Below are 24,469 nucleotides of genomic sequence, written 5' to 3' on the forward strand. Positions count from 1 at the left end.
TACTTAGTTTTTAATTGATGCTGTTTTAATGGGTGTTGTTAATGTTAAATTGCGCTTCTTAATCCTTTAAACTCAGGCATTAATGAAATTAAATGCTTGCTGTAAGGGTGTTGAGGCTGGGTAAATAATTGTTCACTTTCATTTACTTCTAATAGCTTGCCTTGCTGCATAACGCCAATACGATCACAGACTTGACGTATTACTGGTAAATCATGGCTGATAAACAACATGGTTAAATTTAGCTCATCTTGCAAATCTTTCAGTAAATTAAGAATTTGAGCTTGTACTGATACATCAAGTGCAGAAGTTGGCTCATCACAAATTAATAAACGTGGACGCGTTGCTAGTGCTCGTGCAATAGAGATTCGTTGACGTTGCCCGCCAGAAAATTCGTGAGGATATTTAACACCAGCCATTCTTCCTAATCCAACATGGTCTAATAGGTCGAATACAATGCTTTGTATTTGGGATTCATTGGCTGCTAATTTATGGAAGCGAATAGGTTCAGCAATAATGTCGTAGATCTTCATGCGAGGGTTCATTGAGGTATAAGGATTTTGAAATACCATTTGCATTTGACGTCGGAAAGGTCGTCGTTCACGCTCTGATTTTATCGCTGTTAAATCGATTCCTTCAAAAGTTATTTTACCTTCGTTAGGCGGATATAAACCAGTAATGACACGTGCAATCGTTGATTTACCTGATCCTGATTCACCGACTAAACCAAAGGTTTCACCTTCGTTTATACTGAAGCTAACATTTTTGTTGGCTTGAACGTATTCGCGTTTACTTTCAAAAAAAGAGTCTTTTGTGATAAAGCGTAAACTAACATCTTCAACATTTAATAGCGGGCCATCGTAACTACGTTGCTCTTCGCTTTGTCCTAGCCAGTGATTTTTAATATCTAAGGCTTGATGTTCTTGCGCTTCTTCGATGTAGCTAACTAACGGAAAGCGGTCTAGCTTTCTATCTGAACGAGGTACGGCTGAAATAAGACTACGTGTGTATTCATGGTCGGGATCGCCAAGTACCTTGGCTGTTTCACCAAACTCAACTAAATCACCACGATACATTACCGCGACTTTATCCGTTACATTTGAAACGACACCCATATCGTGTGTTACTAACATGCAACCCACATTTTTTTCGATACAAAGGTTACGAATCAAGGTGAGGATTTGATCTTGAATAGACACATCCAGCGCTGTGGTTGGTTCATCTGCAATAATTAAATCAGGTTCACCTGATAATGCGATAGCAATAACAACACGTTGGCGCATGCCACCAGAAAACTGATGTGGGTATTGTTTAATACGCACATCTGCTTCGGGAATGCCCACTTGTTGCATTAAGTTAATAGCACGCTGTGTGGCTTCTTCATGACTAACATTTAAGTTGGCGTGGATGGTTTCAAGTAATTGTTGTTCAACGGTGAAAAGGGGATTTAATGAAGTCATTGGATCTTGGAAAATAAAGCCAATTTTATTACCACGCACTTTACGCATTTGTTCTAACGTTAAGCCTGATATCTTTTCACCGTCTAAAAATACTTCACCACCAGCAATCATGCCCGGAGGGCTTAACAAATCAATGATTGCGTTACCGACGGTAGATTTACCTGCACCTGATTCACCAACTACACCTACAATTTCTCCACGATTAATAGAAAATGAGAGTGATTTTACGGCTGCATGTGTACCAAAGCGTGATGGATATTCTATACGTAAGTCTTTAACTTCTAATAATGCCATCTTAGTAATCCCTTACTATTTTAAAGGGCTTTTGTTCGATAAAGCCTTGCATATTTATACTTTTTTGTGATTTAAAACACATTTATAACGCCCTTTATCTAACTTAGTGTAATAATTTTCAATCGATAACCTTAATTTATGTGATCAACATCTACAAACATTAATTACTACTTTTGACTGTTTGGTCAAAATTATAAGTGATAAATTACCTTTTTTTATTGATATTTATGATTTTTTATATCAAAAGTTGACTGAATGGTTAATTAATTCAGTTCGAAGATTATTTATTTACTTAATTTTTAAACTACAAATATCTTTGTGCTTTACTTGTTAAGGTTGAGTCTCTAATTAGTTTGAAGGGCTATATAGTGTGAAAGGCTATAAAACTTCGATTCATTACTATTCAATGTTATATTCACACTTTAAATCTCGATTATTTTTATTTAGGCTAGTTATGAAACACCAACAAGCAGTTTTTTTACAAGAAATGGGCATTACCCACTGGCAGGTAAGAAAACCAACCTTATTTAAAACAGAGGAAATGCTTAAGCAATTAAACCTCTCTGTTTGTAAATTATTGGTGGTGTGTACTGAGGAAGATAAAAAGCATGAGTTAATGCCCGCTATCCTCAGCGCCTTTAATATGAATGCGGATAGTGTTGTTTATTGTTCGCTTGCTCAATTTGAAAGTCAGCAAGGGGCATTGCCTCATTTAATTTGGTCAACTATCGGTGAAATAGAAGCTTCAGCAACACATCAGTTGTTACATTCTCCCTCTTTAGCGACCCTAGCCGTCAATGGTCATGCTAAAAAAGTACTTTGGAAGCAGTTCTGTGCCTATCAACAGTAATCAATCTATTATCGCGATGGCGGTGACAGATATACCGGCAGTATTTGCTATCGAATCTTCTGCGCATAGCCACCCATGGTCAGAAAAGTTGTTCTTAAGCAATTTTGGTAAGCGTTATATTAACCATGTGTTAATGCTCGATGAAGAAATTGTGGGTTATTTCATTGCCAGTTATGTTGCTGGTGAAGTGACGTTATTAAATGTTGCTGTTTCTCCTGCTCATCAAGGGCAAGGTATTGGGCGTGCTTTATTATCTTATTTAAAAACATTGGCGAGCACATTATCGCAAGAAGAAATCTGGCTTGAAGTCAGAGCCTCAAATCAAACAGCAATTAAACTTTATGAAAATTTAGATTTTGTTGAAGTTGATGTGCGAACTGCCTATTACCCAACACATAATGGTCGTGAAGATGCCCTTATTATGTGTTGTTATTTATAAACGACTATGCGTGTTATTTATAAAAAGTATGTGTAACTTATAAACAGCTATGTGCTGTTATTTAAAATTGGAAATTTCATGATCTCTAAAAATCAGTTAAAACTTATTCACTCATTAGAGCAAAAAAAACAGCGTAAAAAATCTGGCCTATTTTTAGTACAAGGCGAGAAAAATGTCGGTGAGTTGTTTAATTCTGATTTTGAAATTGTGAATATATTTGCAACAACGGAATATATTAATAAATACGCTGCGTCATTAAGTGCTCAACAATTGGTTAGTTTAACTGTTGAAAGTACTGAAGAAGAATTGCAGAAAGCGGGCACATTAAAAACCAATAATAGCGTGATTGCGGTCGTGAAGTGTAAAGCCTATGAAACGCCAACTATTAGCGGTGATGAACTCATTTTGGTGTTAGATCAGGTGGGTGACCCAGGCAATTTAGGCACTATTATCCGCGTCGCTGATTGGTACGGTATTAAACATATTATTTGTAGTACGGACTGTGCAGACCTTTATAACCCTAAAGTGATTGCCGCGACAATGGGATCTTTTGTACGTGTACAAGTTAGTCATACAGATTTATGTGAATATTTATCAACACAGGATAAACCTGTCTACGGTGCTTTTTTAGAAGGTAAAAATCTCCATAAAAGCCAATTACCTAACAGTGCATTTATTGTAATGGGTAGTGAGTCTCATGGCATTTCTGCTGCTGTTAGTGAATTCATTACGGATAAAATAACGATTCCTAATTTTGGCCAAGCTGAATCGTTAAATGTCGCCATGGCGACGGGTATTATTTTAGATAACTTTAAGCGTTAAAAGGGCTGACGTTAAAAAGGGAGGTATTAAAAAAGATATTAAAAAATACTTTCAAAATACAGGTATTAAATTAATAGACATTAAGTCGGTAGTCTTAAATATCAACTTATCAGAACGTATTATCAACCATCCACATGTCTTTTTATTAAAAATGAAGCTTTTATAGCTAGCACCTTCAATAAATATTCATATTAAAATCCGATCTAAAGTATCGGATTTTTTTTCGTTTAAAACAAATATATTCAATATGTTATGACTGTTTAAACTAAATTATTGATAGTTATGTGTTCACTTTTTTTTTGATTTACTAAAAATACTTTATCTAAAATGTTGACATGTGATAATGATATCTATTATCATTAAGTTGTTGGCAAAGAGACATACTTTCTTATTTATTATTGTTCAGTCATTTGATATTTCTTTCGTCCAGAAGAAGTGAAAATGAATATAGTTCAGTGTCGAATAGATAAGATTAAGTATTTTTTGTCCGTGGTAGTGATAGGAATCGTCCTATTCTTTTTTCACTATCAGAAACCATCATTATTCATTTCGGTTTCTATTGCCGTTGATAATGAATGATGAGACTGACTTTCATCGCACAGTGAAAGCTTGGTTACCGGTAGACTTTTTATGATGAAAAAGTTTACCCACACCGCAGGTTAAAAGCCACTTGCGGTTATTGATAAAAAAGTAAAATGGTAAAATTAATATTGCAGCTATAAAGGCGGGGGGTTGGAGTAGTTGCAATATTAATCCCATATCAAATTCATGTTTAATACTGCTAACTATTCTCTATATCTTCTATCTTCTATCTTCTATCTTCTATATTTTTTATAACATCTATACTTTCTTTCTCTATTTATTTTGTTACCGCTTACCTTGAGTACTGCTAACTTCTATCTCATTGCTTTACTTTTTTAATCTCGCCTTTACAGAACAACTAAAGTTTAAATAACCTTTAGTTGTTAGAAGGGGTAAGAGGGGATTTGCATTTCCTGCACAGGTAACTAGTGCCTTTTTTAATATTATTATGTCGACGTATAGTCAACTGGTGCTCTGTGCATAAGCAACGATAGGGAAATAATTGTCCTTGTACATCGCTAATATCTAATTGATGAGTGGTATTTGCAGGCAATTTAAACACTTGAGTCATGATATGTTGCCACTCTTTGCCGTGAGGGCGAACTCTTCCATATAACTGATAGGTGATCAGGTGAGCAATCTCATGGGCAACGACGTGCTCTATAAAAATAGCTTTATTTTGCATGTATAAGATAGGGTTAAATTTGATCAAGTTTTTTTGTAGGTGGGCAGAACCTGCACTACGGCCTCGTTGGTTAAATAAATAACTAGGGCGAGGAAAAGCGCGATCAAAAAAGCACTCGGCTAAAATGAAACAATCTTCACCTTTCACTGCGAGTGCTTTTTTATCTTCAAACGTAAGCATAATTAAATATTAAATCGTTTTTATAAAACGGTTAATTAAAATGCTGCTGCTTTTAAAGCGTCAACTTTATCTAGCGCTTCCCAAGGGAAATGCTCACGACCAAAGTGACCATACGCAGCCGTTTCTTTATAGATTGGCTTAATTAGGTCTAACATTTCAATTAAACCGTAAGGGCGTAAATCAAAATGTTCGCTTACTAAGCTAACGATTAAGCTTTTTGCTACTTTCTCAGTACCAAATGTTTCAACACTGATCGACGTCGGCTCTGCAACACCAATAGCATAAGAGACTTGAATCTCACAACGATCTGCTAAACCAGCAGCAACAATGTTCTTTGCTACGTAACGAGCTGCATAAGCGGCACTACGGTCAACTTTTGAAGGATCTTTACCTGAGAATGCGCCACCACCGTGACGTGCTGTACCACCGTAAGTATCTACGATAATTTTACGTCCAGTTAAACCACAGTCACCTACTGGACCACCGATCACGAAACGACCTGTTGGATTGATGTGGAATTTAGTGCGCTCAGTTAACCATTCAGCGGGTAAAACCGGTTTAATGATTTCTTCCATTACCGCTTCAACTAAATCTGATTGTTTAATATCTTCACGATGTTGAGTTGATAATACAACTGCATCAATACCCACAATTTTACCTTCATCATAAGCAAAAGTAACTTGGCTTTTTGCATCTGGACGTAACCAGTCTAGTTGACCACTTTTACGTACTTCAGCTTGTTTTTTAACAAGGCGATGAGCGTAAGTAATAGGCGCAGGCATGAATACTTCTGTTTCATTGGTTGCGTAACCAAACATTAAACCTTGGTCACCGGCACCTTGTTCGCGTGGGTCTGAACGGTCAACGCCTTGATTGATATCAGGAGACTGTTTACCAACAACATTTAGCACGGCACAAGAATCTGCATCAAAACCCATTTCTGAGCTTGTGTAACCAATTTCACGTACGGTATCACGAGTGATTTGTTCAATATCAACCCATGCATCAGTAGTGATTTCACCACCAACCATAACCATGCCGGTTTTTACGTAGGTTTCACAAGCAACACGTGCTTTAGTATCTTGTTTTAAAATGGCATCAAGTACAGCATCAGAAATTTGATCGGCAATTTTATCTGGATGTCCTTCAGAAACTGATTCTGAAGTAAATAAGTCACGTGACATGTAAACTCCTATTCGGGCTATTTTATTAAATTAGTTTGGATGTTTTTACATCTAGACGTCTATCTTACATTTTTTTGTGACGGATAACACCCTATTCTTTTTAAATAAGAGAGAACTGATTCCGTATATTAATGGTCGAAGCTGATTAAAATTACTGTTTTATTTTCTTAAAGATAATTTGTGTATGAGTTATACTCGCATCCATTTTAATTTTGCGGTTATGTTTCCCCTGTCTAATCGAGATTTTTTATGCCTTTATTGTTTCAATGTAAAAACATGTTTAGAAAAGTACTTTCTTTTATCAATAATTTGCCTCGTTTGCATTTCTGGGCCATTATTTCGTTATTCTTTTTCTTATTAATTGTCAGTTTAATACCGCCTAGTAAGCATGGTGGGACGATTAAGAAAGAATTAACCTTACCAATTAGTGGTTCATTAAAAGGTGACTATGCAGTTGCTGAACCTTCAACAGCAAATCGTGATGCCAACAATCAATTACTTCCAGACTTCTCAGCCAATCGAGAAGTCGATATAACCATCTCTGCTGGCGATACGTTAAGTGAGATTTTTTCTAATGAAAGTATTTCAGCCGCTGTTTTACAAGAGTTGTTAGAAGCAGATACAGAATATTTGCGCCTTGCTAATTTAATACCCGGTCAAGTCGTACAATTATTGGTGAGTCCCGATAATCAATTGTTGTCATTAAAAGTTATTATTGACCGAGCTAATACCTTAAGTTTTGTTTTGAAGGATGGAGTTTACACTTCCAATCTAGAAATAAAGGAAGGCGAATGGCGTAATAGTTACTACCAGGGCAGTGTGACTGGTAGCTTTTACGTCAGCGCTAAAAAAAGTGGTTTATCAGCGAGTCAAATCCAACAGGTTTCAAGTGCATTATCAGGACAATTTGATTTTAATCGACAATTACGTGTTGGTGATACCTTTCATGTGTTGGTCGCTAAACAGTATATTGAAGGCGCGTATAGTTTTGATAGTGAAGTATTGGCGATTATTATTAAAACACACTCACGTAATTACACTGCTTTTTTAAATGAAGATGGTCGTTATTATGATCAGAAAGGAAAAGGTTTAAGTAAAGCTTACCGTCGCTACCCAGTTAATGGTAAGCCGCGTATTAGTTCTCGCTTTAACCCTCATCGATTGCACCCTATCACCAAAAGGGTCAGCCCACATAATGGAACAGACTTTGCTGTCGGAGTGGGCACAAATGTTTATGCTACTGGTGATGGTGTGGTATTGCGTGCCGGTTATCATCCTGCTGCAGGTAATTATATTGTGATTAAAAACAGTCGTAGATATACAACCCGATTCCTACATTTAAGTAAAATATTAGTGCATAAAGGACAGCGTGTTGCGATAGATCAGTTAATTGCTAAGTCTGGTAATACAGGGCGTTCTACAGGTGCACATCTACACTATGAATTTCATGTAAATAATAAACCAGTAGATGCAATGAAGGTTGATTTACCTTTATCACAAGAAGTTCCTAGAAATGAATTAAAGGACTTTAATGCTCGTAGAGATCTTTCTTTACGTGAAATGGGTGAACTTTAACGACAACATGACAATGCTTAATAATGATTAAGCATTGTTTATTAATTGTTTATAACAGATAGAGTTTAGTAGTTATGTTATTAAAAAGTGAAGCATACGAATCTTGCATAGGTTATTTTGCTGATAATTTAAATATCTTCGAAGGGGCTGCAAGCTCTGGGAATGGGCAAATTATTGCTGATATTGTATTAGATGAAGTCGCTAATTTAGTGATGACATTTTGTCAGCAACAACCTCAGTTGAGTAATGAAACACGCTTAATAGTCGTTGCTGAAAGCGATAGAATTGTTGACGATATGGAGCAAATACTAGGGAAATGCTGGGAAAATAATGCTTCAGAAGAGCAAGTACTTTTTATTAAAGAATATTTTTTATTAGTCAAAAATAGCTTAGATTCTCAAGTACCGCATCTGTAAGGTGAATACTTATTTTGTGTCGTAGAATACGTTAAGCTTATTCCAGTGATTTAACTTATTACTTGAATTCAAATACTAAAAAACAATCTATATAGATTGTTTTTTAGTATCACGTCATTGCTGTTTAAATCATAGTTTCATCATTAAAACAAAACGATTAGATCTACTATGCAAGAGTATGGTTCAGGTGAACGACTTCCAACAATTGATCTTCTCGTTCGAACCGACTTTCCATTATTTGACCTAACTCAGATAAATCTCTATCGAAATTTAACAATGCTTGGTCTGATGCATTCTCTGCATAAGTATCATTGAAATTTAATGCCGTGTCGGTTGTCGTAGTTATTCTAGAGTATAGCTCTTGCGCTATTTTTAAATTTTCTTCTCCACTTAACTTAGATTTCTCTATGATTTGTTCGTAAACCTCAAAGTGACCTGTGGAAGCATAGTCTAATAAACCTTGGCAAAACTCTGTGATTAAAGCCTGATTGGGTAAGCCTTGTTTTTCTTCTTGGTATGGCGGTAAACCTGCTAATTTACAATATAAAATCACTAGTTTTTGGCGTTCGTCTAACCAGTTATCTAAAACAGAAAGTGTGCCACCCCATTCTTCTTTTGCTTGCTTTATTTTTTTAAGCATAAAAACCTCTTTTAAATGAACTAGCTATAAAATTAACTAGGTAAAAATTAAGTCAAATAGCGGCATCCGTCAATATAAATTTAGTTTATATAGGTAACCACATCATTACTGTGAGCTTATGCCCAATGTAATCGCTTGAAATACAAATATTTTACATTAATCGTTACCATTACTTTTAATTGGTAAGTTTAATGTGTGGTTGCCTTAATAAGTTAAAAATAACACTTGTTCAATACCTGCTTGATATTGCACTATATTATTTATCACTCCCGACAATGAGTATTCAGAATGTCAGAGTCAAAAACCGCGTTATACGACAACGCATGGTGGTTTATTTTATCAGAAGGTAAATTGGTTGCTTTAGATAAAGGGGATCTTATCCCTTTTGGATGCATTGAAGAGTTACCTTTTCCTGAACACGCGACAGATAATAAACGGTTATTGGGAAGCTATAATAATTATCCGTGTTATTTAGTTGAAGTGGCAAGCAGTTTGGATATGGGGTTGGGCGAATATGTTAGTTTACGCTCATTATTAGGCAAAGCTCACGACCTGTTATTTGAAATGGCGGGCCGTGCATTTCAAATCGCTTTGTTTTATAAAACTCATCGGTATTGTGGTCAGTGTGGCAAACCAATGCAAGAGATCGATTGGGAAATTGCGATGAAATGTTATCACTGCCAACATCGTGCTTATCCGCGTGTATCGCCTTGTATTATTGTGGCAATTCGTAAGCATAAAAAAATCCTATTGGCTTTGCATAACCGTCATCAAAAAGATAATTATCCCGTTTATACGACCTTAGCTGGTTTTACTGAAGCAGGTGAAACGCTAGAGGCCTGTGTAGAACGTGAAGTTTTCGAAGAAGTTGGTCTTAAGGTTAAGAATATTCAATATGTAACGAGCCAACCTTGGCCTTTTCCGCATTCTTTAATGATGGGGTTTACTGCTGACTATGCGTCAGGCGAGATAAATATTCAGCCCAATGAGTTGATTGAAGCCAATTGGTACGATATTGATGATTTACCTCTGATACCAAAACATGGGACAATCGCGCGAAAATTAATTGAAAAAACAGTAAAGCGATGCCGTTAAATTTAATATTAGGTATCGAAGTGATAGGTAATACCAAATTTATTTATGCGAAGAAATAAGGTATATTCTATCAATAGATGGAAATGATTACTCGATAGGCTATCAATAGCTAAAACAGGATAAGGTTACAAATGACAGAATTAAAAAATGATCGTTATATTCGCGCTTTGCTAAACAAAGAAGTAGATAAAACGCCTGTGTGGATGATGCGTCAAGCAGGTCGTTATTTACCAGAATATAAAGCAACACGTGCTCAAGCAGGTGATTTCATGTCTTTATGTCGTAATGCTGATTTAGCGTGTGAAGTTACTTTACAACCTTTACGTCGTTTTGACTTAGATGCTGCGATTCTATTTTCTGATATTTTAACTATTCCAGATGCAATGGGCTTAGGGTTATATTTCTCTGAAGGTGAGGGCCCTCGATTTGAGCGTCCTATTAGCTGTAAAAAAGATGTTGATAACCTGATCATGCCAGATCCTGAAGGTGAACTTCAGTATGTAATGAATGCGGTCCGTACCATTCGTCGTGATTTAAAAGGCGAAGTACCACTAATTGGTTTCTCTGGTAGCCCGTGGACGTTAGCGACTTATATGGTTGAAGGCAGTGGTTCGAAATTCTTCACTAAAATTAAAAAAATGGCATTTGCTGAGCCACAAACATTGCATCTTTTATTAGATAAATTAGCCGATTCTGTGATTGCTTATTTAAATGCACAAATTGCTGCAGGTGCTCAATCTGTAATGGTATTTGATACGTGGGGTGGTATTTTATCGCCACGCGATTACAAAGACTTCTCATTACAATATATGCATAAAATAGTGGATGGTTTAACCCGTCATTATGATGGTCAAAAAATACCGGTTACTTTATTCACAAAGAATGGCGGTCAATGGATCGAACAAATCGCTGACACAGGTTGTGATGCAATTGGTTTAGATTGGACAATTGATATTAAAGAAGCGAAAGCACGTGTTGGTTCGCGTGTTGCATTACAAGGTAATATGGATCCATCAATGCTATATGCATCACCTGAACGTATTCGCCAAGAAGTGGCGACTATCTTAGAAGGTTTTGGTACAGGTAATGGCCATGTGTTTAATTTAGGGCATGGTATTCATTTAGATGTACCACCTGAAAACGCAAAAGTATTTGTTGATGCAGTCCATGAGCTAAGTGTACCTTACCATCGCTAAGATGGAGGGTAGTTTGTTAATACAAGCGACAACATAAAAAGACAAAGTAAGTTACGGCTTATTTTGGTGAATGTAGAAATTGAAAAACATGCTTCCGGCATGTTTTTTTGTTTCCGAAGCAATATTTTTTTTTTGCATCTTGCTGTAACTTAACTGTTTTAAATATTTAATAGATCTGTACGTAAAATGAACGATATACTAATATCTATTCACCACTTGTAAGCGACAATGTCAGCACTATAAATGGAGGTAAGATGACGCTTTTTATAAAACATCATCAATTAAGTATTCGCCCTTTTATTGAATCAGATAAAAATGATTTTATCGATATTTTACAACACAAAGCTTGTATGAAATACAGCATCACAGGAGTGTTATCGAAACAACAGGCCGATGACTGCTTTAATATGTTCATCAGCAATAAAAAACATAAAATGTATGCCATTGAAGATCTAGACAATAGTACCGTCATTGGTTGCACTGGTTTACAAGATTGTTTTATTGACGAAGAAATAGAGCCCTCATTTATTCTACGTCTTTTACCTGATTTTCATGAGCATCAAGATCTACTTCCTGTATTGCAACCCTTTATCAAACAATTAATCTCCTTTTATCAACTCCCTCATTTACAAGCTGTTGTGGCGCAAAATAATCAGTTTAGTACGCAACTAATGTCAGATTTAAACTTCGAAAAAGTGAAAACTATTACTTGTCGAGGTATTGCCAGTAATTTACATAAAACTTATTAAATAGGCAGTTAGTGATTATTTTGCATAAATAGCGCTATTTTTTGTGTTTTTATTCAACAAAACGAATAAAAGTCCTTTCAATTCGGGTAGAATGCCGCGCAAGTTTAACTTTTAAGAAAACTCCAATCATTTGAGTTTTTCACTCATGAAAACATTAACCGAGGAATGTGGAAGATAATGGAAAATAACCGAACAATTAAACGCGCACTGATCAGTGTTTCTGATAAAACTGGTATTGTAGAATTTGCACGTGAATTAGCAGATAAAGGCGTTGAGCTTTTATCAACAGGCGGTACTTGTAAATTATTGGCTGAAAATAATATCAAAGTAACAGAAGTATCTGATTACACTGGATTCCCTGAAATGATGGATGGACGTGTAAAAACATTACACCCTAAAATTCATGGTGGCATTCTTGCTCGTCGTGGTATCGATGAAGCAGTCATGTCTGCAAATGATATCCAAGCGATTGATATGGTTGTTGTTAACTTATATCCATTTGCTGCAACAGTAGCTAACCCAGATTGTACATTAGAAGATGCGATTGAAAATATCGATATCGGCGGTCCAACAATGGTACGTGCTGCGGCAAAAAACCATAAAGATGTCGCCATTGTTGTAAATGCATCTGACTACGCACGTATTTTGTCTGAAATGACAGAAAACGACGGTAGCCTAGTTTATAAAACGCGTTTTGACTTAGCGATTGCTGCTTATGAGCATACCGCTCAATACGACGGTATGATTGCTAACTACTTCGGTACGATGGTGCCAAGTTACGGTGAAAACAAAGAAGGTGATGAGGAATCAAAATTCCCACGCACTTTCAATGCACAATTCCAAAAGAAACAAGATATGCGTTACGGTGAAAACTCGCATCAAGCAGCGGCTTTCTATGTTGAAAACAACGTTCAAGAAGCGTCTGTATCAACAGCAACGCAGTTACAAGGTAAAGCATTATCTTACAACAACATCGCAGATACTGATTCTGCATTAGAATGTGTTAAAGAATTTTCAGAGCCTGCTTGTGTAATAGTTAAACATGCAAATCCATGTGGTGTTGCCGTTGCTGGAAATATCCTTGATGCATACGAAGGCGCTTACAAAACTGACCCAACGTCTGCATTTGGTGGCATTATCGCATTTAACCGCGAATTAGACGCTGCAACAGCTGAAGCAATTACATCACGTCAATTTGTTGAAGTGATTATCGCCCCATCAGTTAGTGATGAAGCGGTTGCTATTATTGCAGCTAAAAAGAACCTACGTTTATTAGTGTGTGGCGAATGGGCTGACCAAACAACTGAGTTTGATATCAAACGCGTTAACGGTGGTTTATTAGTACAAGATCGTGACCAAGGTATGGTTGGATTAGATGACCTTAAAGTCGTGTCTAAACGTCAACCAACAGAATCAGAAATGACGGATTTATTGTTTAGCTGGAAAGTGGCTAAGTTTGTTAAATCAAATGCAATTGTTTACGTTAAAAACAGTGCAACAGTGGGTGTAGGCGCAGGTCAAATGAGTCGCGTTTACAGTGCTAAAATTGCAGGCATTAAAGCCGCTGATGAAAACCTAGTTGTTGAAGGTTCTGTTATGGCATCTGATGCATTCTTCCCATTCCGTGACGGTATCGATGCAGCAGCAGAAGCTGGCATTAGTTGTGTTATCCAGCCAGGTGGTTCAATGCGTGATGATGAAGTTATCGCAGCAGCAGATGAGCACAATATGGCAATGGTGTTCACAGGAATGCGCCACTTCCGTCATTAATCTTTATATCTTAGTCTGTAGATTCGATCTCTGCGTCAAAGGTGCTCACTTGCAGTTGCAAGCTCCGCGCCTTTTCTTTGACCTCGAACCAACAGACGTTGATATAACAAATTAATGAGTTAACTGTTCTTATGTTTTAAAGTCCTTTAAAACATAATTAACTTTTAGTCTTTTGAATAATTGCAGTGAGTCAGAACTAAGCTATTTAGTGTTAGTTCAAGAAAAAAGCACGGAGTTTAGCGCGCTAAATGAGTACTTTTGACGCTGAAATAGCATTAAATAGCGACGGACTGTCTTACGTGAGGAAAACGAATGAATGTACTGATTATTGGTAATGGTGGTCGTGAACATGCTTTGGCATGGAAAGCGGCGCAAAACGCTGAAGTTAAAAATGTATTTGTTGCTCCAGGTAATGCGGGTAGCGCGTTAGAAAATAAAGTTAAAAACGTTAATATCGGTGTTGAAGATATCGATGCATTAGTAGCTTTTGCTAAAGAAAATAATGTTGAATTAACGATTGTAGGCCCAGAAGCCCCATTAGTTATTGGCGTGGTTGATGCTTTCCGTGAAGCTAACTTAGCTTGTTTCGGTCCAACTAAAGGCGCTGCGCAGTTAGAGGGCTCTAAAGCATTCACTAAAGACTTTTTAGCGCGTCATGATATTCCGACGGCTTGGTACCAAAACTTCACTGAGATTGAGCCTGCTTTGGCTTATGTACGTGAAAAAGGTGCACCGATTGTGATTAAAGCGGATGGTCTTGCTGCAGGTAAAGGCGTGATCGTTGCGATGACATTACAAGAAGCTGAAGATGCGATTCAAGATATGTTAGCGGGTAATGCTTTTGGTGAAGCTGGGCATCGTGTTGTTGTCGAAGAGTTTTTAGATGGTGAAGAAGCGTCATTCATCGTCATGGTTGATGGTAAGAATATTGTACCAATGGCAACAAGCCAAGATCACAAACGTGTTGGTGATGGCGATACAGGTCCAAATACGGGTGGTATGGGGGCTTATTCTCCAGCACCAGTCGTAACACCTGAAATGCATGATCGTATTATGGACTTAGTTATTCGTCCTACGGTTGAAGGTATGGCTGCTGAAGGTAATACGTACACAGGATTCTTATACGCTGGTCTTATGATCATGGCTGATGGCACACCTAAAGTCATTGAATACAACTGTCGTTTTGGCGACCCTGAAACACAACCAATCATGTTACGTATGAAATCTGACATTGTTACTTTATGTTTAGCAGGCGTAAACGGCGAACTTGAAGATATGGTTGCTGAGTTTGATCCACGTGCTGCTATTGGTGTGGTATTAGCGGCTGGCGGTTACCCTGCCGATTACACTAAAGGTCATGTTATTTCAGGTATTCCTGAAGCAACTGAAGGACTTAAAGTGTTCCATGCTGGTACCGCGGAGAAAGACGGTCAAGTCGTGACAAGCGGCGGTCGTGTACTTTGTGCTACAGCATTAGGCAATACGGTAACAGAAGCGCAACAGAAGGCGTATGAGCTAGTTAAAGAGATTAGTTGGGATGGTATGTTCCATCGTAACGATATTGCTTACCGTGCGATTGCACGTGAAAATGAAAAATAAGTAAGTTGCCTTAAAACCTCACTTCTTCTGTCATGGAATAAGTGAGGCTATTTCAGTTTTATTATTTGAATCTAAGCTAGCTTTAACTTGGATTGGTTCAAATAACCTACCCGCTAGCTATTCTACTAATTTACTAATAACGGTAACGTCATTGTGCAATGTTTTGTGTACGGGACATTTATCAGCAATCTCTAAAAATCGTGCTTTTTGCAGTTCATCAAGCTTGCCTACAAAGCTAATTTTACGAACAATGGCTTCTATCCCATTTTGCTGTTCACAGTTATTGCAGTCATCTTCATAATTACGTGTATGGGTTAATTCTACTTTAATATGTTCAACGGGTAAGTTTTTGCGTTGTGCGTACATTCTCAATGTCATTGATGTACATGCCCCTAAACCAGCGAGTAAATGTTCATAGGGATCTGGACCTGCATTCTTGCCTCCCATTTTCACTGGTTCGTCTGCTAACCAATAATGGCTTGATGTGCTGACATGTTGTGTAAACTTATGATCTTTCTCTTCTACTAAAACGTGCCCTTTAGAGACACTACTCTGGTAAGTTTCTTGATCGCTTACAATGTACCGATTCGCCCACGTTGCAATAACATCTGCTGCATATTCAGCATCTGCCTTTTTCGTTAATAAATGATCTGCATTATCTAAACTAACAAAGCTTTTAGGGTGTAATGCTGCTTGATAGATCTTTTCAGCTTCTTTAATACTCACGGTTTTATCGATAGGGGAATGCATGACTAAAAGTGCTTTTTTTAATTTACTAATATGTGCATTGCCATAACTATTAATATCATCTAAAAATTGCTTTTGTATCGTAAAGTGACGACCTGCGAGGCTAACCTCTGCTTCACCTTTTTCATTGATGTCATCAATGTGTGCTGCAAAATTATGGGCTACATGTGCAGCATCAGAAGGTGCACCAATAGTCACGACGGCAACGGACTCCGGTACACTTTGTGCAACACCTAGTACTGCTGCTCCACCTAGGCTATGGCCTATTAATAGTTTTGGGGCTTGGTAGCCTTCACGAAGAAAGTCTGCTGCTGCGATCAAGTCTTGTATATTAGAAGAGAAGTTTGTATTAGCAAAATCACCGTCGCTATTACCTAAACCGGTAAAATCAAAACGTAAAACAGCAACACCTTTAGCGGTTAATGCTCGGCTAATTCGAGAGGCTGCTGCTACATCTTTACTGCAAGTGAAGCAATGGGCGAATAATGCGTAAAATCGGATGTTTGATTCTGGTGTTTCTAACAATCCACTTAATTTGTTGTTACCACTCGTAAACTCTATTTTCTGTCGCATGATTGATCCTTATGGAGAAAAGTTAATTTATCTCTAATAGTTAGCCATGATACTTAAAAATGCAAAGTGGGCGAGTCAAATTTATCTAAGGCTTAGGAAGCAAATACTGTAAGGGAGTTATGTTATGGGGAATAGTGAAAGTTGCGAGTCATTGAGAAGGGAAAAGTATACGAAATAAAAAAGCCCTTAAATAAGGGCTTAAATTTGCTGTAAGAATCACATGTTTATGTGAGACAAATAAATACTTATTTGTTTACTGATTCTTTAAGCGCTTTACCGGCAACAAAAGCAGGAACGTTAGCTGCTTTAATTTGAATGTCTGCACCAGTTTGTGGGTTACGACCTGTACGTGCTGCACGATGATTTACTTTGAATGTGCCAAAGCCGATTAGTTGAACTGGTTCGCCATCTTTTAGACTGTCAGTCACGCTAGCTAAAATTTGCTCTAGAGCTGCTTTAGCTTGTACTTTAGTTAGGTCAGCTTTTTCTGCGATGTCTGCTACAAGTTGAGTTTTGTTCATTATTTGACTTCCGTTAGTATAAAAAAATGCATAAGAATTTAAACACTTAATTAATGTATTGCATTCATTCCTAGCAAGTAAAGCATAATCCGCTTAAAAATGAAGAAAGTAGCGATTTATTTACTTTATTGTGTCAAAAATCACAAAATTATAACATTTCAACGCTGATTCTATGATGTAGATATGCCAATGTTAGTACTTTCAAGTGATCTTATGTAAGTACGAATTGACTTTATTAGCTCAGGGCATCGCTCATTATCTAGCATCTTAAGGATGGTTTTTTGTACGTCTAACTGCTCAATAAATAACGGTTCTTCTATTAATATTGCTTCATCAATTTCTTCACCTGTTTGTAATTCTATAAAGCTAGCAATCGTTGCAAAACTCGTTTGGCTTGCATTTAATGCTTCTTCTTTAGACTTACTGGTGAACGAATTGAAAATACAATTGGTAATAACACAATAATCGACAGCAGGGTAAACACCATAAAATTCATGATCACTGGCCTCTGGAATAATCACATCAAAATTTTCTTCTTGGATAGTAAAGTTAATTTTTGCGCCTTTTACCGTCAGCTTTTCCCAAAAAAGCTGTAAGATATTGTCTGCTATAACATCATGTTCACTTTCAATTGCTTGACTGAACATTTTAAAGTGAGTGATATTTTGCTCAGCTAATGCCATACAAAATACACTTTGTTGCCAAGCTTGTAAGTTTGTAAGTTGATCATTGATGGGAAGAGATAGCATAGTTGTCCTATTTGCACCTTTAAAAGAAGCTAAGATTATAGGCTAATTTAATAACTGTCTTTAGATATTTAATTATTTCTTTTGTTTATCAAAATATAATGTCAATAATATTAAGTTTATGCGGATTTTTGACGAAAGGTTTAAGGCGTTTTAATGGTTAATGTCATTGATTATACATTGTCAAACATGACGATAACTAAACTCACCGATATTCGAATGCTTTGTACTGAATGATGACAGGTATAAATGAGAGTCATAAAAAAAGCGACTCATAGAATCGCTTTTTTATATTTTAAATAGCGGTAGAGCTTAGCCCATGCCGTATTTTTTTAATTTTTTACGTAATGTACCACGGTTAATACCTAACATGGTTGCTGCACGTGTTTGATTACCACGAGTGTACTGCATAATGATATCTAGCATTGGTGCTTCAACTTCAGCCAATACTAATTCATATAATTCAGTTGTATCTTGACCGTTTAATTTTGCCACATAACCAGAGACAGCTTGACGTACTGAGTCACGTAGTGGACGTTGAGTTATTTGCCCTGTAGCAGGAATACTAGTCGTTGTTGTCAGTGCTTCTTGAGAAATATTTTGTTCAAACATGGGTATTAACTCTTTTAATTACAATTGATTTAAATAAGTTTCTAATGCATTTAGTTGCTCGCTAGAGTTTTCTATTGCATTAAATTTACGCTTAAAATTACCTAACTTGTCCTGCTCCTGTAAATACCACCCGACGTGCTTCCTAGCGATTCGAGGGCCCATTACATCACCATAAAAACTGTGCAAAGCTTGCACATGATTCAACAGTATTTCTGTAATTTCCATTTGCGCTAAACACGGAGCATATTGCCCTGTATTTAAGTAATGGTTAATTTCATTGAATATCCAAGGTGCACCTTGTGCGCCTCGTCCAATCATGATGGCATCTGCCCCTGTATGATCCAGCACATACTTGGCTTTCTCTACTGAAGTGATATCACCATTTGCAATCACAGGGATTGTTATACTTTCTTTAATTGCTTTTATTGTGTCGTACTCGGCTTCGCCTTTAAAAAGGCACTGACGCGTACGACCATGCACTGATAGTGCTTGGATACCTGCTTGTTCAGCGATCTGTGCAATCTCTAATCCATTTCTATTGTCCGGATCCCAACCAGTGCGAATTTTCAAAGTCACGGGCACATCAACGGCATCTACAACACTTTCTAAAATAGCTTTCACTAATTCCGGATGTGGCAATAATGCTGAGCCTGCTTTCTTCTTATTCACCTTTTTAGCGGGACAACCCATATTAATATCAACGATCTGAGCACCTAGCTGTACAGTCAATTGTGCAGCGTTAGCCATTGCTAGCGGATCTGCGCCAGCAATTTGTACAGAACGAATACCTGATTCGTCATGGTAGTCCATTCGTAACTTAGATTTAGTGCTATTCCAAACACGAGGATTCGATGACAACATCTCTGATACTGCTAATCCAGCACCTTGCTTGCGGCAAAGTTCTCTGAATGGGCGATCGGTGACACCTGCCATCGGCGCTAAAATAAGATTATTGTCTAATTGATACTTTCCAATGCGCATATTCTAAGCGTTCTCTAAGTTAAGGCGGCGTAGTCTACGCATTTTTTCAACCAGAATAAAGGTTAATAATTAACCATTTTGAAATTATTTAGCTTGCAAACTAAGCAACACTTTGTTCTCAGTTATTTAGAGTGGCTTTAAGCGTGCTTAATTCCAGACAAACGAGCCCATTCATCTTTGATTTTTGCTGAGTCCATATCAAACCATTGGCCATAAACTGTCAGTAATTCATCTGCTTGTTGTTCTAAAATACCTGATAACGCTAATTTACCATTGGCTTTCACTAGGCATTCAATACTGGTTGATAGTTCACGTAATGGACCTGCTAAAATATTAGCAACCACGACATCGGCAATAATGCCTTCAGGCGCATCTTCTGGTAAATAAAGTTCAAGTTGGTCTGATACATTATTGCGTTGTGCATTATCGCGGCTAGCAGTGATTGCTTGCGGGTCAATATCAATACCGATAACACGTTTTGCACCTAATTTAAGCGCCGCAATGGCTAATATGCCTGAACCACAACCAAAATCGATAACCACTTTATCTTGTAGATCTTGTGCATCTAACCAAGCTAAACAAAGCGCGGTAGTTGGGTGAGTACCTGTACCAAAAGCAAGGCCAGGATCTAACATGACATTAACTGCGTTTTCGTCTGGGACGGGCTTCCAACTTGGGCAAATCCATAAACGTTCACCAAATTTCATTGGGTGGAAGTTATCCATCCATTCGCGTACCCAGTCTTTATCTTCTAATTGTTCTATTTTAAAAGCAAAATCATCAGCTAGTAAGCCACTGCCTTTTAATACGGCGATAACAGGCAGCATGTCTGTTTCTGCTTCATACAGTCCCGTTACGTCGGTATCACCCCATAAACGAGTTTCTCCTGGCATTGGTTCAAAAATAGGCGTGTCTTGCGAATCAGTGAAGGTTGCCGATAGAGCACCGTTGTCCATTAGTAGTTCGCCAATTTCTTCTGCATTTACGTTATTTGCATTTAATTTAAGCTGGATCCAAGGCATGATTTTCTCTTTTTTATTGGGGTAAACAGATAGGGCGCAAGAATACAGGGAATTAATAAATTAATATAGCGATTGAAAAAGTATTCTGGCAGAGGTGTGTTAGCGCAAAAGTCGTATTTATTGTTCTTATTTGGCAAAAGCTTTCTACTTTTAGGTAGCTCTTTTTTTGTTTATATATCGTAAAATAACTAAAAGACTATTCTCATCGTAAGTAGCCTATTTTAATAGGATTATTACTTTAGTTTACTTAAGGACTTGTTTTATTTTATAAAACTTTAACAAATAGTTTGTTCATAATTCAGTATGATGGAGAACTATTAAACAATATTAGTAATATCATTAAAAATGGCCGCTTGTTACGAAAAGGGTATTTCGATGAACAAAATAGTGATTATTGATGATCACCAGTTATTTTTATATGGTTTAAAGTTAACCTTAGAAAATGAAAATAATGTGGTGATAACGTTTGATAACCCAATTAAGGCATTGGCTGAAATAAAAAGTATTCAACCAGACCTCATTTTGATGGATTTATATATGCCAGAAATGAATGGGTTAGAAATGATTGAAGCATTAGTTGAAGCTGAAATTGCTTCTCCTGTGGTTATTTTATCTGCCTGTGAAGATTATCAGGATGTACATTGTGCTTTGCAAAAAGGCGCGATGGGATTTATTCCAAAATCTTATGCGCCTAATGATATGTTGGCTGCTTTAGAGGCTATTTTTACTGGCGAGATTTTTGTCCCTGAAAATGTATTATTAGCCATTGAAAATATAGTACTGCTAGAAGAAAAAAATAAGCAAACATTTCACTTGTCTGAAAGACAAATACAAATTTTGCAATTGATTCATGAAGGAAAGAAGAATCGAGAAATTGCAGACGCGTTATGTATTTCGCAAGATACGGTTAAATTTCATCAAAAAGGCTTATATACAGCATTAGAAGTGTCTGGATCATCCAGCCGTATTAAAGCGGTTGAAAAAGCACTCTCTATCGGCCTAATCAAAAGCTAAGAGCCTTTGAATCTAAGCTCAAGGTTTGCCTAAGGCTTTATTGTTAGATTGGCAGATAGGAACAAAGGAAGGGGGGATGAAAGGTGTCGTTAGTATGATGCTTATGTCTCTGCTTTGAGACTGTCAATCTTGTGTAGACACTTATTAAATATATATTTGAACGGTATTATTTAATAAGTGTTACTTTCATCATAACTGCTTTATGAACAACTCTCTTGGTTTTATCGTCTTAGCTATCATCATCTTAGCGTTTATCATTTTAATAACTGCTTTAATAAAAATCTCAATGAGGCTGGTTTCACTGGTTTATTGAGAATTTTATAATTTATCTCTTTACCTACAGCTTGAACTTCTTGTAATTTTCCAGGATCCGCTTCTCCTGTTAATAAGACGGCAGGAATATCACCTTGCTCTTTAATCTTTTTAATAATATCTAATCCGGTTTTTTGATTCGGTAGGCGATAATCAGATATAACTAAATCATAATGACTTGAATAGAATTTCTCTAATCCTATTTCAGCTGTATCAGCACACTCAACGGTATAACCCCAATTTTCAAGCAACATGCTTAATGCATTAAGAATGCCTTGGTCATCGTCAATTAATAATATTTTATAATCAATTGAATGATTAGATAGTTTATTTAAATCAATATGCTTCTTCGCATTTTCTACGATGTCGACTGTAAAGCCAAAACGACTACCACGTTGGTTACTGATCACTTCAATTTTTGTATCGCACAATATCGCTTTACGTTGAGCAATAGGTAACCCTAATCCGATACCTTTGCTTTTATTATGTAGGGGATTATCAGCTAATAATATTTCATCAAATAAATGTTCAAAAAGAGAAGGTTCAATTTGTGGGCCTTGATTCCACACTTGCAGTAATGCTTTACCTTGGTGGTGTCGAACGCTTAATAATATCTGCGTTCCTTTTTTCTGACTACCGTGAATGATGGCATTATTGAGTAACGTTTCTACTATCTCTATAAATAATCGTTTATCAGTTTTAATGGTTAAATCGGGTAAACGAGTAATGATTTGGATCCCGAGTTCAAATGCCTGAAATTGATATTTTTTGATCGAAGGCAGTAATGTTGATGTGAGTGTGAACTCACTTATTTTGGGTTCAATAGTACTACTATCCATACGTGCTAAATCTAATAAGCTAGATAACCATCTATCTAACTCTTCTGAAGCTAATTTAATGTTTTTTGCTAATTGTAATTGAGGGGTACCCGTGAGTTTATTTTCTAATAAATGGCCATATAAAGATAAACTGCTTAAAGGTTGTCTTATATCGTGAATGATACGCTTTAAGTAATCACCTGTTTTTGGGTCAATCATTTTTGGTTGTTCTTGTTTGACTTCTACTGGCTCTTTACTTCTTTTATTACTGCGTAATTGCGTGAAAATAGTGAGGTAACACATGGTCATTAAGAATGTGCTATTGAATAGAAAAATCAGATAATCCATATTCCCAATGATTGAAGCCAATATATAACAAATCACTAAAAATATATTATTAATGACTAAATTTTTCGTGCTGTAAGCAAATAAATAAGAATAAAAGAGTGGTAGTAATAGCAATAAATATAGAAAGCTACTGACATATAAATGTTCTTGAAAGTGACTATTTACTGCAACAAAAAAGGTAATTGATAAACAATTAAAGGGCATTAATATTTGTACTATTTTATCTTTTTTAGCGACGATGCCAATTAAGTTTATTATTGATAATAAGAGAATAATTGCTGGAATAAATAACGGTGTTATAAATGTCGGAGGGGCATCAAATACAGTATAGCTTTGTCCTATTCCAATGATAAAAAAGAAAACAAATGAGCAAAAGATGATGGTATTAAAAGGGCGTAACGATTGCCATCTTAGTTGGCTTTTTATTGGTGTTGCTTCCTGCATTACGCTCTCTATTTAAAAATATTAATTAAGTGGTACATTTATATACCTATATTTAGTCTGATTTCCAAGTTTTTAGGTCTCAATATGAGGTATTAATGGGGATAATGATTGAACTGCTTAATAAATTGCAGACAAAAAAAAGCCTAACAAAGTTAGGCTCGCCTGTAATATGTCTTTTTATTACAAATTTGAATAAAAAATCCATTTAATTGGCATCAAGTTGGGTGTACTACTATGCCTCAATTCCTTAAGACAGATATACAATGCCTTAAGCCTAATAATAAAGTAACTACCCGATCGGGTAGTTTTAACTATTACCACTTTTTTTAGGCGTTGTTTGAGTGTTTTGTGAGCGCTTCAATCTTTTGAGGTAGTGAATTGTGCCGCACTTTGTAAAGCAAATGAGTAGCCTTTAGCACCCATTCCACAAATCACTGCACATGCTACATCAGATAAGTATGAGTGATGTCTAAATTTTTCACGTTTATGAATATTAGACAAATGTACTTCTACAAAAGGAATAGCAACACCTAATAAAGCATCACGAAGTGCTACGCTAGTATGCGTAAAAGCAGCAGGGTTAATGATAATAAAATCAATCTCTTCAGCACTTTCATGAATTTTCTCAATGAGTTCATATTCACGATTAGATTGAAGGTGTGATAGTTGAATATTTAAGTCAGCGGCTTCTAAGTGAAGAGATTCAATAATATCTGTTAAGGTCTGACTACCGTAAACTTCCGGCTCACGTTTACCCAGTAAATTAAGGTTAGGTCCATTTAATACTAATACTTTCAC

The 24,469-nt window shown here is 36.6% G+C and carries 23 protein-coding genes; 11 read left to right on the top strand and 12 right to left on the bottom strand.

Going from position 1 to position 24,469, the window contains the following annotated elements:
* Positions 1 to 44: 44 nt before the first annotated feature.
* Positions 45 to 1,751: an ABC transporter ATP-binding protein gene (locus tag Q0794_RS01745; protein WP_298939736.1), complete on the bottom strand. Its 1,707-nt coding sequence runs from the start codon at positions 1,749 to 1,751 to the stop codon at positions 45 to 47.
* A 454-nt stretch (positions 1,752 to 2,205) separates the two neighbouring features.
* Here Q0794_RS01745 and Q0794_RS01750 point away from each other — a divergent pair, with 454 nt between their 5' ends.
* From Q0794_RS01750 to Q0794_RS01760, 3 genes are all read left to right on the top strand, one after another.
* Complete coding sequence (locus Q0794_RS01750) at positions 2,206 to 2,601, top strand: DNA polymerase III subunit psi (RefSeq protein WP_298939737.1); 396 nt, start codon at positions 2,206 to 2,208, stop codon at positions 2,599 to 2,601.
* Positions 2,585 to 3,040 (top strand): ribosomal protein S18-alanine N-acetyltransferase, encoded by a 456-nt coding sequence (gene rimI / locus Q0794_RS01755; protein WP_298939738.1) that lies wholly within the window; start codon positions 2,585 to 2,587, stop codon positions 3,038 to 3,040. Before Q0794_RS01750 ends, rimI begins: the two co-directional genes overlap by 17 nt.
* 78 nt (positions 3,041 to 3,118) lie before the next feature.
* The gene (locus Q0794_RS01760; RefSeq protein WP_298939739.1) at positions 3,119 to 3,862 is read left to right on the top strand and encodes an RNA methyltransferase; all 744 of its coding nucleotides are present in this window, start codon (positions 3,119 to 3,121) and stop codon (positions 3,860 to 3,862) included.
* Between the two features lie 958 nt (positions 3,863 to 4,820).
* Here the strand turns inward: Q0794_RS01760 and Q0794_RS01765 are convergent.
* Together Q0794_RS01765 and metK are read right to left on the bottom strand one after the other, a co-directional pair.
* Positions 4,821 to 5,309 carry a SprT family zinc-dependent metalloprotease gene (locus tag Q0794_RS01765; RefSeq protein ID WP_298939740.1) on the bottom strand — a complete coding sequence of 163 codons (489 nt, stop codon included), beginning with the start codon at positions 5,307 to 5,309 and terminating at the stop codon, positions 4,821 to 4,823.
* 35 nt (positions 5,310 to 5,344) lie between these two features.
* Positions 5,345 to 6,493 (bottom strand): methionine adenosyltransferase, encoded by a 1,149-nt coding sequence (metK, locus tag Q0794_RS01770; protein WP_298939741.1) that lies wholly within the window; start codon positions 6,491 to 6,493, stop codon positions 5,345 to 5,347.
* A gap of 276 nt (positions 6,494 to 6,769) precedes the next feature.
* Here metK and Q0794_RS01775 point away from each other — a divergent pair, with 276 nt between their 5' ends.
* Positions 6,770 to 8,068 carry a peptidoglycan DD-metalloendopeptidase family protein gene (locus Q0794_RS01775; protein WP_298939742.1) on the top strand — a complete coding sequence of 433 codons (1,299 nt, stop codon included), beginning with the start codon at positions 6,770 to 6,772 and terminating at the stop codon, positions 8,066 to 8,068.
* Between the two features lie 74 nt (positions 8,069 to 8,142).
* Positions 8,143 to 8,484, top strand: a complete 342-nt coding sequence (locus Q0794_RS01780; RefSeq protein ID WP_298939743.1) for a DUF3802 family protein — start codon at positions 8,143 to 8,145, stop codon at positions 8,482 to 8,484.
* 166 nt (positions 8,485 to 8,650) lie between these two features.
* Here the strand turns inward: Q0794_RS01780 and rsd are convergent, their stop codons facing one another.
* Entirely contained in the window at positions 8,651 to 9,124 is a 474-nt protein-coding gene (gene rsd / locus Q0794_RS01785; protein WP_298939744.1) for a sigma D regulator, read from the bottom strand.
* A 288-nt stretch (positions 9,125 to 9,412) separates the two neighbouring features.
* Here rsd and nudC point away from each other — a divergent pair, with 288 nt between their 5' ends.
* The 5 genes from nudC to purD all read left to right on the top strand — a co-directional run bounded on the left by nudC (position 9,413) and on the right by purD (position 15,533).
* Positions 9,413 to 10,219, top strand: coding sequence for an NAD(+) diphosphatase (gene nudC, locus Q0794_RS01790; protein WP_298939745.1), 807 nt, complete (start codon positions 9,413 to 9,415; stop codon positions 10,217 to 10,219).
* A gap of 131 nt (positions 10,220 to 10,350) precedes the next feature.
* Positions 10,351 to 11,415 carry a uroporphyrinogen decarboxylase gene (gene hemE, locus Q0794_RS01795; RefSeq protein ID WP_298939746.1) on the top strand — a complete coding sequence of 355 codons (1,065 nt, stop codon included), beginning with the start codon at positions 10,351 to 10,353 and terminating at the stop codon, positions 11,413 to 11,415.
* Positions 11,416 to 11,669: 254 nt separating this feature from the next.
* Positions 11,670 to 12,164, top strand: a complete 495-nt coding sequence (locus Q0794_RS01800) for a GNAT family N-acetyltransferase (protein ID WP_298939747.1) — start codon at positions 11,670 to 11,672, stop codon at positions 12,162 to 12,164.
* 177 nt (positions 12,165 to 12,341) lie between these two features.
* The gene (purH, locus tag Q0794_RS01805; RefSeq protein ID WP_298939748.1) at positions 12,342 to 13,934 is read left to right on the top strand and encodes a bifunctional phosphoribosylaminoimidazolecarboxamide formyltransferase/IMP cyclohydrolase; all 1,593 of its coding nucleotides are present in this window, start codon (positions 12,342 to 12,344) and stop codon (positions 13,932 to 13,934) included.
* Between the two features lie 312 nt (positions 13,935 to 14,246).
* The gene (gene purD / locus Q0794_RS01810) at positions 14,247 to 15,533 is read left to right on the top strand and encodes a phosphoribosylamine--glycine ligase (protein ID WP_298939749.1); all 1,287 of its coding nucleotides are present in this window, start codon (positions 14,247 to 14,249) and stop codon (positions 15,531 to 15,533) included.
* Positions 15,534 to 15,650: 117 nt separating this feature from the next.
* Here purD and Q0794_RS01815 read toward each other — a convergent pair whose 3' ends face one another.
* The 6 genes from Q0794_RS01815 to prmA form a co-directional block, all read right to left on the bottom strand.
* The gene (locus tag Q0794_RS01815) at positions 15,651 to 16,853 is read right to left on the bottom strand and encodes a bifunctional alpha/beta hydrolase/OsmC family protein (RefSeq protein ID WP_298939751.1); all 1,203 of its coding nucleotides are present in this window, start codon (positions 16,851 to 16,853) and stop codon (positions 15,651 to 15,653) included.
* A 245-nt stretch (positions 16,854 to 17,098) separates the two neighbouring features.
* Complete coding sequence (locus tag Q0794_RS01820; protein WP_025563269.1) at positions 17,099 to 17,374, bottom strand: HU family DNA-binding protein; 276 nt, start codon at positions 17,372 to 17,374, stop codon at positions 17,099 to 17,101.
* A 170-nt stretch (positions 17,375 to 17,544) separates the two neighbouring features.
* The gene (locus tag Q0794_RS01825) at positions 17,545 to 18,123 is read right to left on the bottom strand and encodes a YjaG family protein (RefSeq protein WP_298939758.1); all 579 of its coding nucleotides are present in this window, start codon (positions 18,121 to 18,123) and stop codon (positions 17,545 to 17,547) included.
* Positions 18,124 to 18,432: 309 nt separating this feature from the next.
* Entirely contained in the window at positions 18,433 to 18,732 is a 300-nt protein-coding gene (gene fis, locus Q0794_RS01830) for a DNA-binding transcriptional regulator Fis (RefSeq protein ID WP_025563271.1), read from the bottom strand.
* Between the two features lie 18 nt (positions 18,733 to 18,750).
* Positions 18,751 to 19,713 (bottom strand): tRNA dihydrouridine synthase DusB, encoded by a 963-nt coding sequence (gene dusB / locus Q0794_RS01835; protein WP_298939765.1) that lies wholly within the window; start codon positions 19,711 to 19,713, stop codon positions 18,751 to 18,753.
* A 137-nt stretch (positions 19,714 to 19,850) separates the two neighbouring features.
* Positions 19,851 to 20,735 (bottom strand): 50S ribosomal protein L11 methyltransferase, encoded by an 885-nt coding sequence (gene prmA / locus Q0794_RS01840; protein ID WP_298939767.1) that lies wholly within the window; start codon positions 20,733 to 20,735, stop codon positions 19,851 to 19,853.
* A gap of 375 nt (positions 20,736 to 21,110) precedes the next feature.
* Here prmA and Q0794_RS01845 point away from each other — a divergent pair, with 375 nt between their 5' ends.
* Positions 21,111 to 21,749 (top strand): response regulator transcription factor, encoded by a 639-nt coding sequence (locus tag Q0794_RS01845; protein ID WP_298939769.1) that lies wholly within the window; start codon positions 21,111 to 21,113, stop codon positions 21,747 to 21,749.
* 254 nt (positions 21,750 to 22,003) lie between these two features.
* On the opposite strand, the gene Q0794_RS01850 is transcribed toward Q0794_RS01845, so the two are convergent.
* Positions 22,004 to 23,671, bottom strand: a complete 1,668-nt coding sequence (locus tag Q0794_RS01850; RefSeq protein WP_298939771.1) for a hybrid sensor histidine kinase/response regulator — start codon at positions 23,669 to 23,671, stop codon at positions 22,004 to 22,006.
* A 357-nt stretch (positions 23,672 to 24,028) separates the two neighbouring features.
* Positions 24,029 to 24,469: a type II 3-dehydroquinate dehydratase gene (gene aroQ, locus Q0794_RS01855; RefSeq protein ID WP_298939772.1), complete on the bottom strand. Its 441-nt coding sequence runs from the start codon at positions 24,467 to 24,469 to the stop codon at positions 24,029 to 24,031.

This window comes from uncultured Psychromonas sp., from assembly GCF_947489755.1.
GTDB lineage: Bacteria > Pseudomonadota > Gammaproteobacteria > Enterobacterales > Psychromonadaceae > Psychromonas.

Excerpts from the sequence above, each read along its gene's own strand:
- Q0794_RS01745 (WP_298939736.1), bottom strand. The coding sequence starts at position 1,751 with ATGGCATTATTAGAAGTTAAAGACTTACGTATAGAATATCCATCACGC.
- Q0794_RS01750 (WP_298939737.1), top strand. The coding sequence starts at position 2,206 with ATGAAACACCAACAAGCAGTTTTTTTACAAGAAATGGGCATTACCCAC.
- Q0794_RS01760 (WP_298939739.1), top strand. The coding sequence starts at position 3,119 with ATGATCTCTAAAAATCAGTTAAAACTTATTCACTCATTAGAGCAAAAA.
- Q0794_RS01765 (WP_298939740.1), bottom strand. The coding sequence starts at position 5,309 with ATGCTTACGTTTGAAGATAAAAAAGCACTCGCAGTGAAAGGTGAAGAT.
- metK (WP_298939741.1), bottom strand. The coding sequence starts at position 6,493 with ATGTCACGTGACTTATTTACTTCAGAATCAGTTTCTGAAGGACATCCA.
- Q0794_RS01775 (WP_298939742.1), top strand. The coding sequence starts at position 6,770 with ATGTTTAGAAAAGTACTTTCTTTTATCAATAATTTGCCTCGTTTGCAT.
- Q0794_RS01780 (WP_298939743.1), top strand. The coding sequence starts at position 8,143 with ATGTTATTAAAAAGTGAAGCATACGAATCTTGCATAGGTTATTTTGCT.
- rsd (WP_298939744.1), bottom strand. The coding sequence starts at position 9,124 with ATGCTTAAAAAAATAAAGCAAGCAAAAGAAGAATGGGGTGGCACACTT.
- nudC (WP_298939745.1), top strand. The coding sequence starts at position 9,413 with ATGTCAGAGTCAAAAACCGCGTTATACGACAACGCATGGTGGTTTATT.
- hemE (WP_298939746.1), top strand. The coding sequence starts at position 10,351 with ATGACAGAATTAAAAAATGATCGTTATATTCGCGCTTTGCTAAACAAA.
- Q0794_RS01800 (WP_298939747.1), top strand. The coding sequence starts at position 11,670 with ATGACGCTTTTTATAAAACATCATCAATTAAGTATTCGCCCTTTTATT.
- purH (WP_298939748.1), top strand. The coding sequence starts at position 12,342 with ATGGAAAATAACCGAACAATTAAACGCGCACTGATCAGTGTTTCTGAT.
- purD (WP_298939749.1), top strand. The coding sequence starts at position 14,247 with ATGAATGTACTGATTATTGGTAATGGTGGTCGTGAACATGCTTTGGCA.
- Q0794_RS01815 (WP_298939751.1), bottom strand. The coding sequence starts at position 16,853 with ATGCGACAGAAAATAGAGTTTACGAGTGGTAACAACAAATTAAGTGGA.
- Q0794_RS01820 (WP_025563269.1), bottom strand. The coding sequence starts at position 17,374 with ATGAACAAAACTCAACTTGTAGCAGACATCGCAGAAAAAGCTGACCTA.
- Q0794_RS01825 (WP_298939758.1), bottom strand. The coding sequence starts at position 18,123 with ATGCTATCTCTTCCCATCAATGATCAACTTACAAACTTACAAGCTTGG.
- fis (WP_025563271.1), bottom strand. The coding sequence starts at position 18,732 with ATGTTTGAACAAAATATTTCTCAAGAAGCACTGACAACAACGACTAGT.
- dusB (WP_298939765.1), bottom strand. The coding sequence starts at position 19,713 with ATGCGCATTGGAAAGTATCAATTAGACAATAATCTTATTTTAGCGCCG.
- prmA (WP_298939767.1), bottom strand. The coding sequence starts at position 20,735 with ATGCCTTGGATCCAGCTTAAATTAAATGCAAATAACGTAAATGCAGAA.
- Q0794_RS01845 (WP_298939769.1), top strand. The coding sequence starts at position 21,111 with ATGAACAAAATAGTGATTATTGATGATCACCAGTTATTTTTATATGGT.
- Q0794_RS01850 (WP_298939771.1), bottom strand. The coding sequence starts at position 23,671 with ATGCAGGAAGCAACACCAATAAAAAGCCAACTAAGATGGCAATCGTTA.